The sequence below is a fragment of the Pseudomonas sp. S4_EA_1b genome (assembly GCF_016307435.1).
Classification (GTDB): Bacteria; Pseudomonadota; Gammaproteobacteria; order Pseudomonadales; family Pseudomonadaceae; genus Aquipseudomonas; species Aquipseudomonas rhodesiae.
The window spans coordinates 16,189-29,296 of the sequence record NZ_JAEILC010000034.1 but is presented as its reverse complement, the minus strand read 5'-3'; the positions used below and the strand labels follow the sequence as shown (position 1 = coordinate 29,296).

Here is a 13,108-nt window from a genome sequence, read left to right as displayed (position 1 = left end):
GGTGCACCGGTCAGGCGCGGGGATGAAGCGGCGCACGCCGAAGCCCGCCGCGATGGCGTGCTGGGCGGCAATGGCCGGTCTAAGGGAAATGGGCGGATGGCCCGTTGGAGAAGCAGCACCAACGCCCGGGGCGGGCGCGTGTCCGCGGCACGGTGCGATGCGGACAAGGAGGTCGGCGCGGGAGAATCCGCGGCGCAGCCTGAAAGACCGTGGCTGCTGGCAATGCCGATGCTTCGGCTATGCAGGAATGAGAGTGGCGTCAACCGCCGCTGTCGTCGTGCATCAATCCGAATCGGTTGAACCCGTCTTGTGCAGGCACTGCACCAGCCGCTGGCCCAGCCATGCCATGCACGAGACGGCCATGGAGTTGCCGATCGCCTTGTAGCGCGGGGCGTCCGCTGCGGGCTTGCCGCGGTACGGGATCAGCGTGTAGTCGTCGGGCATGCCTTGCAGCCGCTCACACTCCACGGGCATCAGCCGCCGCACCCGCCAGTGCGACCAGTCGCCGGGGCCGGGGTCGTTCCAGTCGTAGCGGAAATGCGCCTCGAAGTCGGGGGCCAGCACATGGGGCTTGTCCGCGCCGCCGCCGCTGGTGCGCAGTGCGGCCGCTACACTGCCGCCCAACTCGAAGGCCAGTCCCTTGGCGCGACCACGCAGCGCGACACTGAGCACCATGGGCCGGCCCTGGCCCGGCTTGCCGCCGCCCGTGGAAAGCGTTCCGGCGAGCTGGCCGTGACCGGATTCGAGCCGCAGTTCACCACGGGAGTTTTGCGCGAAAGCGACGGCTGGCACCACACCCGCATTCGCGTGGCTGTTGCGGTGCCCACCAGCGCGCAGCGTCGGCGCCTGGTTCGCCATCGCATCCGCACCGCTGCCCTGGGCGGTGAAGGCGATGATTGGAACACCCTTGCCGGTGCCGTCTTCGCTGCTGCCCTTGCCGCCGTTTGCGGTGCTGAGCGTGTGGGTGATGTTGCCTGCGATGGACTGCGCGAGGAAAGTTTCGACCTCGAAGTCGTTCTTCGGACCAGGCGCGGCGGTCAGGCAAGCGGCCACGTCGATGGGACCGGCCGTATTGCCCCCCCCAAACCCGAAAGTCATGGTGACCGGACCATAGGGCTGCTTCAATCCGGCGTAGCCGCCTGCTGCTGCAGCGCCATGTCCAGCAGTGCGGGAAGCGTCTTGCCACGGCGAGCAGCCCGGCGAAGAATCCCCGTGCAGGCCTGCGCGCTCAAAAAGTACTTCTGCGGGATCGAGGTCATTTCCACCACTTGCCACAAGAAACACGCGCTTGCGGCGTTGGGCGACACCGAAATATTGCGCGTCGAGCACGCGCCACGCGATGCGGCGGCAGGGTCCAGACACATAACCAGCGTGCGCCCACCGATCCCCTGGCGGCTGGAGCGCACGGCTTTCTCCGGCCAATGCGCCGAGGAAATGACCGAAGGCATTGCTGCGGTCGTTGAGGACGCCCGGGACGTTTTCCCAGACGAGCGTTGCCGCCGGGCGGCGGTCTTGGCGGCGGGTTTGGTCGATGGCATTGGCAAGCTCCACATAGGCAAGGGTCAAGGCACCGCGCGGGTCATCCAGCCCACGGCGCGCACCGGCCACGCTGAACGACTGGCACGGCGTGCCGCCGACCAGGATGTCGGGCGCTGGCACGGTGCCGGCGCGCACCTGGCGGGCGATCGCGGTCATGTCGCCCAGGTTGGGCACGCGGGGATAGCGGTGGGCGAGCACGGCGCTCGGGAACGGCTCGATTTCGGCGAACCACGCGGCTTCGAGGCCGAGGGGTTGCCAGGCGAGGCTCACGGCCTCGATGCCGCTGCACACGCTGCCGTACAGCAGTGGCGCGGCCTGGGGCGCACCGCGTGGGGTGCGAGGTTGCGGGTTCATGTCGGGTCTCCTGTTCGTGTGGCCCTGGACCGTGTGGTCGGGCCGGACGTTGATCGGCAGGAGAAAGGCGCCGAAGGCCGTGTGGCCTCCGGCTCGGGAGGACGGAACCACCCGTGGGCTGTTGCAGGCCCGGTCGTCGCTAGAACCGTCTGCTGTCAGCAATCGCACCCGGCGCATGTCGTGGTTGGCGCCGGCATCTTCTGGCGCACATCCGCGCACAAAAGGAGCCCAGTTTTTCGCCGTTGGGCACGGCATCGAATACCGCTGACCGCAAAGGGTCTCCGGGTGGCTCGCAGGCTGGCAAGCCATCGGGGGACCCTTCGCAGAGGCGGAAAAATGCAGATCAGCAGAACGCGCCAGGAAAACCCGGACATGGTTCGTGGAGAAGCTGCCTTCAGGTCCCGCAGCCGGGGACGGCTGGGCGGGACGCGCACACGGACAGGAGAAGGCGTTGCGCGCTGGGCGTCCCGCAGGGCATGCGGGACATGGGCCACGCCTTTGAGGACGGGCGTGGCTCTCGGGGAGCGGGGTCGGTCAGGATGCTTTGCGGCCGCTACTGCGCGGGCGCGAGGCACCGCGCTTGGACGCGCCGGTTTCGACCGGCAGCGTGCCTTTGCAGTCGGGGTAGCGACTGCACGACCAGAAGGGGCCAGTCTTGCCGGTGCGCTGGCGAGTCGGTGCGCCGCACTGCGGGCAAGTGGGTCCCTGGGGAACCTTGATGGACAGCGAGGTGCTGCCGTACTGCGCGATCAGCTGCGAAATCCATGCGGCCTGCTTGCCGATGAAGGTGTCCAGCGTAAGCTGTCCGGCCTCGATCATGTCGAGCGCCTGCTCCCACACGGCGGTGGTTCCGGGATCGGCAATCGCCGCGGGCACGGCGTCGATCAGCGTGAACGCCGCATCCGATGCGCGAATGGAGCGTCCTTTCTTCACGAGATAACCCCGCGTCAGCAGGCTGGTGATGATGTTGGCGCGCGTGGCTTCGGTGCCGATGCCTGTCGTGTCCTTCAACTTCTGTTTCAAGCGCGGATCGGTCACGAAGCGCGCCACGCCTTTCATCGACTTGACAAGTTCGCCCTGCGTGTAGGGCTTGGGCGGCATCGTCTTGAGCGCCTTGATCTCAACCTCGGCCACTTGGCATGCCAGGCCCTCGCGCAATGCGGGCAGCACCTGGCTGCGCGCCGTGGCTTCACCGTCCTCGTCCGCTTGCGGCTCGGCCAGCACCAGGCGCCAGCCCTTGACGACCACCTGCTTTCCGGTGGCCGCCACCTTCTGTTGGCCGCAGGACAGCTCGGCGACCGTGCGGTCGAACTCGTGGTGGGGGAGGAACTGCGCGAGGTAGTGCGCCCGGATGAACCGGTACACCGCCAGTTCCTTCTCGCTCATCGCAGAGAGGTTCGCGGGTTCGAGCGTCGGGATGATGCCGTGGTGCGCCGTGACCTTGCCGTCGTTCCAGGCGCGTGAGCGCTGGGAGCGGTCGAGCTGGCCCATGATGGGATGCAGCGAAGGGTCGGTCTTGAGCAAGCTGTCCAGGACCGTGGACACCTCGGCGAACATGCTTTCAGGCAGGTAGCCGGAATCCGAACGCGGGTACGTCGTGGCCTTGTGCGTCTCGTACAAGGCCTGCGCGATTTCAAGTGTCTCTTGAACATCCAGCCCAAGCTGCTTGGAACAGACCTCCTGAAGCGTTCCCAGGTCGAATAGCAGCGGCGGACCTTCGCGCACGCGCTCTGTCTCGACCGATACCACCTGGGCGCTGCCCGCAGTGCGGATCTGTTGCGCGGCCTGCTGGGCGACCGGCTGCTGCAGGCAGCGGCCGGCATCGTCGGTGCAGCCATCGGGCGGAACCCACTGCGCGCTGAAAACCTGTCCACCTGCGGACAGCGACACGTCGATGGCCCAGAACGGCACAGACTTGAAGGCCCCGATCTCGCGGTCGCGGTCCACGACGAGCTTGAGCGTCGGAGTCTGGACGCGCCCGACCGACAGCACGCCGTCGTAGCCTGCCTGCCGGCCCAGCACGGTGAACAACCGGCTGAGGTTCATGCCCACCAGCCAGTCGGCGCGCGAGCGCGCCAGCGCCGAGTAGTACATCGGCAGCGTGTCGGACGACGGCCGCAACTTGGCGAGCGCGGTGCGAATCGACGCATCGTTGAGCGCCGACAGCCATAGCCGCTCGATAGGGCCGCGGTAGCCGCACAGGTCGATGATCTCGCGGGCGATCAACTCGCCCTCGCGGTCGGCATCGGTGGCGATGACCAGATGGGTCGCCTTCGCCAGAAGCGCCTTGACGACCTTGAATTGCGTGGCGGTCTTCGGTTTGACCTCGACCCGCCACTGCTGGGGAACGATGGGCAACTGCTCCAGCGACCAGCGCTTGAGCGCCGCGTCATAGACCTCGGGGGCTGCCGCTTCTACGAGATGGCCGATGCACCAGGTGACGGTGACGCCGGAGCCGCTGAGACAGCCTTCACCGCGCTGCGTCGCGCCGAGAATCCGGCCAATGTCTTTGCCCTGGGAGGGCTTCTCGCACAAGAACAGCCGCATGTCCGTCCATCCGATTTCCGTGGTTGATTGAGTTGCTGGAATCGAGGATGCCGAGCACCACCAGGTACAGCAGCAAACAAGCCGCATGCGGTGGCGACCACTTTCACGGGATGGGATGGCGGGGTCGGGAGTGGCGTGCAGCCGGGAGCGTGGTGGCCGGGAGCCGCGATTTTTTGCGGGAGCGTGAAAGCCGGTGGACGTTGATGGAGCTATCCCCAGGGGATAGCTCGCGAGGACACAGGGCGACGAACGACTGCCGTCGCCCCATGCCGGGTCACTTCCTGCGCTTCGGCTCCTTCGGCGTGGTCGGGTCCTGGGAGGCCTGGGGTTTCGGCTGCGCCTCCTGCGCGGTCTCCTGCTGCCTGGGGCTGAGGGTCACGGACTCGATGCGGAACGGCAGGATGCCGACGCTGCGCGCGTTGATCTGCCAAGTCTCGCGCGGCTGATCCTCGTTGTCCGTCCAGGGTTCGCGCTCCATGCGGCCGACGACCAGCACGCGCATGCCCTTCTGGTAGAGGTCCTTCCAGTGCGCCGCGTCGCGGTGCCAGATTTCCACCGGTGCCCAGAAGCCGCCGCGATCCTCGAAGTCGCCGCCCTTGGTGGGGACGGGGTTGTCGAAATACACGTTCAGCCGCAGCAAGCGCCGCGGCTCGTCGTTGCCGTTGGGGAACTCCCGGTACTCAGGGGGCGAACCGATGTTGCCCTCGCCAGAAAAATGCGTGCTCATGTTGCAATCTCCGTGGTGGTTGAAATACCCGCACCTGGTCGGTGACGGGCGCGTGCTGGGTTGCCCGGCGCGATCACCGATCGAGCAGCGCGGGTGGCGTGGACTTGAGCCGGCGCAGGTAGGCGTCTTCCGCCTCGGTGGCCTTGCTGGCGCACTCCTGGGCCTGCCTGCCCAAGGTGTGCAACAGGCTGATCTGCATGTTGAGCGTGATGCGCTGAAACTCGATGGCGTACAGGTCGGCCAGCAGGTTGACGGGTGTGCTTGTGCTCGCCATCAGCTCCTGCCACAGGGCCACGCCCATGGCCGACCTGTCGTGCTTGCGCCAGCGCAGAAAGGTCGTACCTGCGCCAGTGGTCTGCTGGGCCAGCTCGATGGGGAGCAGGTGGAAGGGATGCCCGACGGCCTGTGGCAGCACCTGTCGCTGCGCCAAGCCAATCAACTCGTCGCGCATGGCGAAGCACTGGCTGGCCCAGGCCTCCAAGTCCCCTTTACCTTTAAAAGGCTTTAAAAGGCCTTTTTGAGAGCCTGCGTGTTCCAGCCGCATGAAGGCGGTCTGTTGCAGGGGGCGGAAGTAGCGGGTGTCGCGGTTCGGGTCGCTCATGCCTGCGCGTCCTCGCCCGCGGTGGCCTCGGGTGTCTCGGTGGTGGTGGCCTCGTCGCTGGGCGATGCGGCTGCGGCAGGACCGTCACCGCGCTGCTGCAGGCCACGGCGCACGATGGGCGGCGCGAACTTCGAGCGGCGCGTGCCTTCCAGCACGTCCTGCGGCAGTTCGCCGAATTTCTCCAGCGCCGCACGCGCTGCGGCGTTCTTCGCGGCGAAGTCGTCGCGGGTGCAGCCCGAGTAGCGGTACTGCTGGGCCAGCGAGAACAGGCTGCGCAGTGCATGTGCGCCTTCGTTGAGCCAGCGTTCGAGCGTCGAGCGATCGATCAGCGCGGTGTGGTGAGCGAGGATCAGCTTGCGGGCGATGTCGTCGTAATCGGCCAGCAGATACACGGCAGCAAAGCCCAACTGCGCATTGACGAACAGCGGCAGCTTGACGGGCTGCACGTTGAGGTTTTCTCCCAGGGTCAGTGCCGGCGGCACGCTCGCCAGGGCCTGGTCCACCTGCTCGCGCAGCGATTGCAGCGTGGCCTTGGTCTGGTCGAGCTTGTCTTCGATGCGCAGCATCCAGAAGTCGCTGTACGGGTCGTCCTGCTCCGAGCCGCGCCGCATCTTGTTCATCTGGGCGATGTAGCCGTTCAGGCCGACGATGCCCGGTCGCCCCTCGGCGGCGGCGCGGCCGTGCCAGATGCGCGAGGCGTGGTGCGTGTGCAGCGTCAGCGACATCGCGCTGCGCAAGGAGCCGAGATTCAGTTGCAAGGGTTCGTTGGTCGTTGCCATGGTGTCCGCTCGTTGTTGGAAAAGAGCGGCCAGCTTCGGCAGGAAGCGGAAGGCAGTCAGTCAACAAACCGAAACCCGCCAATCCCCGGTTCAGGGCGTGGCGGTCGAATGCGTCGCGAGCTATCCCCAGGGGATAGCTCCATGGAGCGCCAAGGAACGCTGCACGCCCGGCTCAGCCCGGATAAGGCCGCTCCCGCCGCAGGCGATCGGAGCCCGGCGTGCAGCGGTTCGACGTGTAGCCGTCAGTAGAACTATCCCCAGGGGATAGCTCTACTGGAAGCCACTGGCATCCACTTCACCGCCTTGCAGGCCCGCTCACTTGCTAGCGAGCAGGTTGCGCAGCCGCTCGATGTGCTGCCTGGCGACTTCTGGCGGCACCGGCTTGCCCTGCGGCTGGGATGTTGGCGGTGCCGGTGGTGGCCGCTCATTCGGCGGAGCGTGTGCCGATGGCGCGTCTTTCTTGGCCCAGGCGTTGAACTCGCCATGGATGGCCCGCTGGATGATGCCGAACAGATACCCCGCAGGATTGCGGATGCCATGGCTGCTGCATCGTGTAGCCCATTCGTCCAGCACGGCCTGCCTCAGCGCGGCATCGACCTGCTGCAATGCCACCCGCGCACCTGTCTGCTGCTCTGCCTTCAGTTCCGCGAAGCGTTTGGGCCATTGCAGGTCGCCCAGCGCGCGCGCCTGCGCCTGTGCCTGCGCGGTAGTACGTACTTCATTAATACGACTACTACGTACTGTACGGGCCTGCTTCGGATTCCGAAGAGAGGCGTCTGATGTGGGTTTCGACCCTGCTTCGGATTCCGAAGTGGGGTCATCAGGATTCCGAAGAAGGCTCGTCACCCCTTCTTCGGATTCGTGCGTGGCGTCCTCCTGTGGATAACTTTCGTGCGCCCCGACGCCCTGGCTGGCGAGGCGCTCGGCCAGGACTTGCAGCCTCGACGGCAGGGTGCGCCCGGCCAGCATCGGGTCTTCGCCGATTTCCTTGAGGGTGTGCAGGCCCACGATCTGCACGGCTTTGGCCGAATGGCCGAGCGCCTGGCTGACGAGTTGCAGGTAGTCCGGGTCGAGCTGCATCGCTTCAAAGGGGGTCAGCGGCTCGTCGTGCAGGACATAGAGGTTGCCGAGGATGCGGCCGGTCTTGGCGTCGCGCCGTCGCCGCACCAGGCTCAGCCATCGGGTCAGCCGCAGCAGCGTCAGGGCCCGCGCCACGGTTTCGTGCGAGGCCTGTCCAGCGCAGGGCATCGAGGCCAGCCAGGGCCGCAACTGCTCGTAGGTGGGGAATGCGGTCACGCCGTCGTCGTTGAGCATCAGCCGGAACACCTGCCAGGCGTTGCGCTCCAGCGGCGTCAGGCGGCGGTCGAGGAACAGCCGCCGCGGCACGGTCTCATGCCGGTTGCCGCTGAAGAGGAACGCATCGCCGGACGCTGCTGGTATCGCAGATGACAGCGCTGGTATGGGCGTGGGCAGGCTGGACTTGGGCGCAAGGTCTTTCAGCGCCGCGTCGAACAGGTCAGCGAGTGCGACGGGGCCATGGCGTGGTGTGGTGTCGTCCACAGCCATGGCTCAACCCAGTCCCTGATCGACCCACGACTTGATCGCGGCCCAGACCACCGACAGGGGCAGATCCATGCCTTCGGCGAGATCCATGGCCGCGTCGAGAATCGAGGTCTCGTCCTCCAGGTCCACATTCCTGCTGCTGGTGATGGCTTTCCAGCGCCGCCACAGTTCGACGTCCTGCTTCTCGTCCAGGACAGGGTGACGCCCCTTGCGCTTGGGCAGGCCCAGCACCTCACGGCGCAGGGCGACTTCCTGATGGGTCAGGCCATAGAAGCGGCTGACCATCTCCGTGCTGGCCCCCAGGCGCAACATGCGATCGACGGTCGCGATTTCCTTCTCCACGTCCTGCGCCTGCGCGAGCAGACGCCGGAGCACCTCGCGGTTCACGGACACGGAACACCACGAGACATTGGCGTTGGCAAGCACGCTCACCATGGCGGGATGCTTGAGCGCATCCAGCTCGGCCTCGCTGAAGCCCATCGCCTTGCAGCGGCGCAGTTGGCCGTTGCGCAGGTCGTAGAGCGCCTGGGCGATGACGGCTTGATTGAGCGGATGCGGTGCGGACATGCTGGTCTCCTTCCTTCACGCCCCAGGGCCTGCGGCACCGGATTCCAGGTCCAGCAGGCGCCGGGCCAAACGCAGCAATCGGAACAGCTTGACCAGCGCGGTGTCGCTCAATCGCCGGTTCGCATCGCCTTGGCCGTGCAGCAGCGCCGGCAGCTCGGCGGCAAGCTGCCGGCTGTCCAGATCGGCATCGGTGAAGCTCTGACCAGCCAGGCTCGCCAGCAATGCCAGCACGGCGCGGCCCTGTGGTGATGGGGGCTGCGCGCTGGCATGGCATGCGAAGCCCACACCGTCCGCGCGGTCCTCGATGCACTGATCGAGGCCTGCCTCGCCGGCGATCTCCCGTGCGAACTGCGCGATGTGGATGCGCAGGCGATCGGGCGTGTCCAGCCCCGCGTCGATGTGCCAGACGTCGGAAATCGGGTAGAGACCGCCTGCCTGGACGGGAATGGACTGCAAGACATTGGCCGAGAAATCGGGCAGCGCATCCCCCAGCTCGTCGGCGACCATCCGCTGAATGGATTGCAACCGCTCCGTCGTCGGTGCAGGCGAAACGATGTGCCCCTGCAGCAGATCGCCAGGAGCAGCCACGGGGCTTCCTGCGAGCGAGCCGTTCGTCCCCGAGCCGCCCTCGCGTTCGCGCGCCCCATTCGTAGCCGTCGGCGTTGGGGCCGATGGGGCTGGTGCCGCAGGCGGGCGTGCCATGGTGCCAGGCTCAGGCAGCGCGGGCGGTGCCGTTGGTGGGGTCGGGTCGCTGACCAGGGCGCGATGGCGGCTTTCGGATTCAGTGAGGTCAAGCGCCAGTACGTCGTAGTCGATGCCGAGCAGTTCGGACATCTGGCCGATCAGCTCGTCCTGTACGCGCTGGGGGGCGAACTCGTCGGCCTGCGTATCGAACTGCGACAGCACCTCCTGAAAGAAGTCATCGAAGTCCTGCACCAGCGTGCGGCCCTTGGCGTAGCGCTCCCACGCGAGCATGCAGGCCTTGCGCATGACCGACAGGCGTTCGACCTGGTGGCGGCCGAGCCCGCCATAGAGCACGGTCGGGATCGCCGGCAGGAGGTAGCGCACCGCGTCGTTCATCCGGCTGATGTGCGATTGCTGGACCGGGAAGCCATCGGCGGCCAGGCGGCGGGCCAGTTCGGACTGGCTCAGGGCGGCGCCGCTTTCCTGCTCGTAGAACTCGCGCGCCTTCTCGACGCCGAGGGCGCGCTCGATGAACGTCAGGCCCCCGCGCAATTCGTTCTCGGCCAGGTGGCCGGTCAGCATCACGACTTCGCCGCGGCTGGGCCACGGCCGGAACAGGCACGATATGCGGAAGAACCGCTCGTCCTTGGTCTCCGACCACAGTTCGCGCAGGATCGCCAGGCGTGTGTTGCCGCCGTTGCGGATGATGTAGTGCTCCTCGCCCGGGCGCCGGGTGATCGCCGGCGCCGCGTCCAGGCCGCGCTCGCGGATGGACGACTTGATGTCCTCGTAGGCCGGGTTGCGCTTCTTCCTAGGATCGTGGTCGTAGGGGCGCAACTGGTCCAGGGTCACGACCATGGGCGTGTCGGCGATCGGGTCGCTCAAGGCCGAGGTGGACGGGCCGCTGCGCTCGAACCCGGCCGCGAGCAGCTTGCCGGCCATCTGCTGGGAGGTCATTTCAGCCATTGCGGCCTCCCTGCGCTCGGGACCGGGCCTCGCGCTCGGCGCGGCGGATCTGCGCGCGGGCGTTGAGCGCCGCCCGGTGGTCGCTGGCCGTCGAACTGGTGTAGATCGCGGCGCAGCCTGCCTTGGTGAATTTGAGGTGGCCGCCTGGCGTGCGCTTGACGTGCCAGCCCTCTCCGACGGCGAACTCGATCAGGGCGCGCAGCCGCTTGTGGCCTCGGGCCAGTTCATGTGCGTTCGCCACGGGGCCTCCCGGTATCAAGAGGAAATGGCGGGCGGCCGGACACCGTGGTAAATCGGTGCTGCCATTGCGGGAACAGTTCGCCAGCGAGGCCGCGCATGGTGTCGAGCGCGGCGGGGGCGACTCTGCCCGGTGGCTGGCGGTACTCGACCCGATGCACCGGCAGGCCGCGCGTCGCGGCGCGCGGATAGGCTTCGATGGCCGGCACGTCGGTGGCCAGCACGCGGATGCCGGTGTGGTCCTGGAACAGGTCGCGCAGGGCCTGCTGGATCAGCCGGGCGTTCGCCGACACCGGGTGGACCCGGTTGATGAGCAGATGCAGCGGCGGCGGCTCGATGCCCAGGTGCCGGTACGGCGCGATGTCCTCCAGCAACTGCATGGTGCCGCGCCGCAGCTCTCGGGCGGCGAGAATTTCCGGGGTCACGGGTGACAGCGCGAGATCGGAGGCGAGCACTGCCATCTCCAGCGTCACCGAGCGCGCGCCCTGGGTGTCGATCAGCACCAGGTCGTAGAGGGGAGCCAGTGCCGGCAGCAGGTGCCGTAGTCGCAGGCGTCCGTCCGGCGCATGCAGCAACAAGGTGTTCAGCTCGCCCCGGTGGTCGTTGGACAGCACCAGATCCAGGCCTGTGATGATCGTGCGGGACACGAGCTGGCCGAGGTCGCGCTCGTTGAAGGCCAGCAACTCATAGATGCCGCCGGGCGCGCGCTGGAGCAACTCGTAGTAGGACGACAACGTGGGCTGCACGTCGAGATCCAGCAGCAGCACGCGCAGCCCTGCATCTGCAGCGAGCCCCCCTAGATTGGCGGCCGTGGTGGTCTTGCCCACGCCACCTTTCGTTGAAATGATGGATACGACCTGCATGGCGTTCTCCGTGTGAGGATGAAAAGTCCGCTGGAGAACGGGTCAGGCCCGGTTGTTGACGCGCTCGGCGATCCACTGATCGATTTCGATGGAGTCCCAGCCGACGGCGCGCACGCCCAGGCGCAGCGCCTGCGGGAATTGGCGCTTCCTCATCAGGTTGTAGATGTGGGCGCGTTTGAAGCCGGACTTCGCTTCGACTTCTTCCAGCCGCAGGATGCGGCGCTCGTTCGGTGGCAGTACAGGTGTTTGCGACATGGCGGTCACTCCTGAACGCTTAGTGGCGTTTGTTGGCGTGACCTCTATTCAATAGACACGGCTGCGGAAAGACATTGCAAATGCAATATCCGTGACTGCACATACAAGCTAGAAGACCTCAGAGGGTGGCGCTATGCAGCCGGCGCCTGGCTGTGGCGAACTTGCCGTTCAATGTCCGCTCAGCGATCCCCATGACACCACTGTGATGGGCAACCATTGCGCTGACGACGGCCTCCTGCGTCTTGAAGCTGGAGTACGGCGTGCCCGAAGGCGACTGGCCGAGCATCAGCTCCAGCATGCCCCCGATGATGTTCAGATAAGTGGCTTCGGCCCGATCACTGATCGGGCACTGCGAGCATGCCGGAATGACTGTGGATTGCTTGAGCAGCGCGTCGTGCTTGTCTTGCAACTCGCGGAGTTGGCGCTTGGATTGCTCCAAGGCGGACTTCAGGGCGAGCCGTTCGACCAGCATGGCTTGCCCCGTTTCCAGCGTGATGAAGGGATGGGCGATGCGCTCGCTACGGCAGAAGAGAAAGCCGGGTCGCTGCTCGGGGTAGTGCTGACGCATCCAGCGCTTCAAGTCGATATGGCGAACCGTAAGGTCAGGGCAGTCGATCAGTGCGATGTCGCGTACCGTGATGCCGTTCTGCCCGAAGGGCAGTTCCCCATTGAGGATGCCGTCGTATATGCGGTCCGTGTACAGCCGCAGTTCGCCCCAGCGCGGGCAGTCCAGCGACTGTGGCAGATTCCTTGGCGACGAAATCGAGGCAAGGATCACCTGCTCGTATCGCAGCAGACCGGCCCAGCGGATGGAGGCTTCGATCGGGCGGTAGAACACCTTTGATGTGGGTGCATCATTCTTGCTCTCGTGCATGCTTGGTCTCCTTCCAGGAGAAGAACTACATGGCCGACTCCTTTGCCGCCGACCTCATGGTCGGCCTGGTACCTGTGCAGGAAGCGAGTTCCGAGGCCAGCTTCGTCATGGGGCTTGAGTACTTCTCACCAGGTCGCGCTACTGGTAGCCGTCGTGTGCCCGATGTGCAAAAATCCATCGATCGCTGGATGGTCGAGCAGTAGAAAGCGGGCTCGACAGCGACGCCACGCTATCAGGGTCGTAAGAAGTTGCGGCCCCTGCAAATCCGTTTAGGTATGACCTGATATGCCAGCGGTTTCACGAGGCACCAGGGGGGGCGGTAATCGCCGTCCGGCGTCCAGCCGGACGTAGCGAACCCACGCCTGTCATGCTTGTCCCAGCATCCTGATATATCGACAAAGAATCGTGCGCCGACACGCTGCGGCAAGGGCATGCGTTATTTCGGCGTGATTTGCACAGATGGGCGCTGCAATGTGCGATGCGTGCCGCTTCTTGACATTGACAGCACCCGAACTGCAGCCGGCACCGGAAGCATCGGCCTGGTCCTTATCG

The 13,108-nt window shown here is 66.2% G+C and carries 13 protein-coding genes; 1 reads left to right on the top strand and 12 read right to left on the bottom strand.

The window, feature by feature from the left end; all coding sequences use genetic code 11:
• Positions 1 to 282 precede the first annotated feature (282 nt).
• The 12 genes from YA0848_RS11235 to YA0848_RS11180 form a co-directional block, all read right to left on the bottom strand.
• Positions 283 to 1,893: a DNA cytosine methyltransferase gene (locus YA0848_RS11235; RefSeq protein ID WP_154355079.1), complete on the bottom strand. Its 1,611-nt coding sequence runs from the start codon at positions 1,891 to 1,893 to the stop codon at positions 283 to 285.
• A gap of 534 nt (positions 1,894 to 2,427) precedes the next feature.
• Complete coding sequence (locus YA0848_RS11230; protein ID WP_023082340.1) at positions 2,428 to 4,440, bottom strand: DNA topoisomerase III; 2,013 nt, start codon at positions 4,438 to 4,440, stop codon at positions 2,428 to 2,430.
• Between the two features lie 274 nt (positions 4,441 to 4,714).
• Complete coding sequence (locus tag YA0848_RS11225; protein WP_023082341.1) at positions 4,715 to 5,167, bottom strand: single-stranded DNA-binding protein; 453 nt, start codon at positions 5,165 to 5,167, stop codon at positions 4,715 to 4,717.
• Between the two features lie 73 nt (positions 5,168 to 5,240).
• Positions 5,241 to 5,768 carry a DUF3158 family protein gene (locus tag YA0848_RS11220; protein ID WP_023082342.1) on the bottom strand — a complete coding sequence of 176 codons (528 nt, stop codon included), beginning with the start codon at positions 5,766 to 5,768 and terminating at the stop codon, positions 5,241 to 5,243.
• Positions 5,765 to 6,547, bottom strand: a complete 783-nt coding sequence (locus tag YA0848_RS11215; RefSeq protein ID WP_023082343.1) for a PFL_4669 family integrating conjugative element protein — start codon at positions 6,545 to 6,547, stop codon at positions 5,765 to 5,767. Before YA0848_RS11215 ends, YA0848_RS11220 begins: the two co-directional genes overlap by 4 nt.
• A gap of 315 nt (positions 6,548 to 6,862) precedes the next feature.
• Positions 6,863 to 8,113, bottom strand: a complete 1,251-nt coding sequence (locus YA0848_RS11210; protein ID WP_023082344.1) for an STY4528 family pathogenicity island replication protein — start codon at positions 8,111 to 8,113, stop codon at positions 6,863 to 6,865.
• Between the two features lie 3 nt (positions 8,114 to 8,116).
• Complete coding sequence (locus YA0848_RS11205; RefSeq protein WP_023082345.1) at positions 8,117 to 8,677, bottom strand: DUF2857 domain-containing protein; 561 nt, start codon at positions 8,675 to 8,677, stop codon at positions 8,117 to 8,119.
• Between the two features lie 15 nt (positions 8,678 to 8,692).
• Complete coding sequence (locus YA0848_RS11200; RefSeq protein WP_023082346.1) at positions 8,693 to 10,327, bottom strand: ParB family protein; 1,635 nt, start codon at positions 10,325 to 10,327, stop codon at positions 8,693 to 8,695.
• Positions 10,320 to 10,568, bottom strand: a complete 249-nt coding sequence (locus YA0848_RS11195) for a hypothetical protein (RefSeq protein WP_023082347.1) — start codon at positions 10,566 to 10,568, stop codon at positions 10,320 to 10,322. Before YA0848_RS11195 ends, YA0848_RS11200 begins: the two co-directional genes overlap by 8 nt.
• Complete coding sequence (locus tag YA0848_RS11190; RefSeq protein ID WP_023082348.1) at positions 10,552 to 11,427, bottom strand: ParA family protein; 876 nt, start codon at positions 11,425 to 11,427, stop codon at positions 10,552 to 10,554. Before YA0848_RS11190 ends, YA0848_RS11195 begins: the two co-directional genes overlap by 17 nt.
• Before the next feature lie 42 nt (positions 11,428 to 11,469).
• Positions 11,470 to 11,682, bottom strand: a complete 213-nt coding sequence (locus YA0848_RS11185) for an AlpA family transcriptional regulator (RefSeq protein WP_023082349.1) — start codon at positions 11,680 to 11,682, stop codon at positions 11,470 to 11,472.
• A 118-nt stretch (positions 11,683 to 11,800) separates the two neighbouring features.
• A complete protein-coding gene (locus tag YA0848_RS11180) occupies positions 11,801 to 12,556 on the bottom strand; it encodes a hypothetical protein (RefSeq protein WP_023082350.1) in 756 nt (251 codons plus the stop codon).
• Positions 12,557 to 12,585: 29 nt separating this feature from the next.
• Between YA0848_RS11180 and YA0848_RS11175 the strand changes: the two genes are divergently transcribed.
• Positions 12,586 to 12,759 (top strand): hypothetical protein, encoded by a 174-nt coding sequence (locus YA0848_RS11175; protein WP_023082351.1) that lies wholly within the window; start codon positions 12,586 to 12,588, stop codon positions 12,757 to 12,759.
• Positions 12,760 to 13,108 lie beyond the last annotated feature (349 nt).

Bases quoted from the DNA above. Each gene is read 5' to 3' on its own strand.
- YA0848_RS11235 (WP_154355079.1), bottom strand. From the start codon at position 1,893: ATGAACCCGCAACCTCGCACCCCACGCGGTGCGCCCCAGGCCGCGCCA.
- YA0848_RS11230 (WP_023082340.1), bottom strand. From the start codon at position 4,440: ATGCGGCTGTTCTTGTGCGAGAAGCCCTCCCAGGGCAAAGACATTGGC.
- YA0848_RS11225 (WP_023082341.1), bottom strand. From the start codon at position 5,167: ATGAGCACGCATTTTTCTGGCGAGGGCAACATCGGTTCGCCCCCTGAG.
- YA0848_RS11220 (WP_023082342.1), bottom strand. From the start codon at position 5,768: ATGAGCGACCCGAACCGCGACACCCGCTACTTCCGCCCCCTGCAACAG.
- YA0848_RS11215 (WP_023082343.1), bottom strand. From the start codon at position 6,547: ATGGCAACGACCAACGAACCCTTGCAACTGAATCTCGGCTCCTTGCGC.
- YA0848_RS11210 (WP_023082344.1), bottom strand. From the start codon at position 8,113: ATGGCTGTGGACGACACCACACCACGCCATGGCCCCGTCGCACTCGCT.
- YA0848_RS11205 (WP_023082345.1), bottom strand. From the start codon at position 8,677: ATGTCCGCACCGCATCCGCTCAATCAAGCCGTCATCGCCCAGGCGCTC.
- YA0848_RS11200 (WP_023082346.1), bottom strand. From the start codon at position 10,327: ATGGCTGAAATGACCTCCCAGCAGATGGCCGGCAAGCTGCTCGCGGCC.
- YA0848_RS11190 (WP_023082348.1), bottom strand. From the start codon at position 11,427: ATGCAGGTCGTATCCATCATTTCAACGAAAGGTGGCGTGGGCAAGACC.
- YA0848_RS11185 (WP_023082349.1), bottom strand. From the start codon at position 11,682: ATGTCGCAAACACCTGTACTGCCACCGAACGAGCGCCGCATCCTGCGG.
- YA0848_RS11180 (WP_023082350.1), bottom strand. From the start codon at position 12,556: ATGCACGAGAGCAAGAATGATGCACCCACATCAAAGGTGTTCTACCGC.
- YA0848_RS11175 (WP_023082351.1), top strand. From the start codon at position 12,586: ATGGCCGACTCCTTTGCCGCCGACCTCATGGTCGGCCTGGTACCTGTG.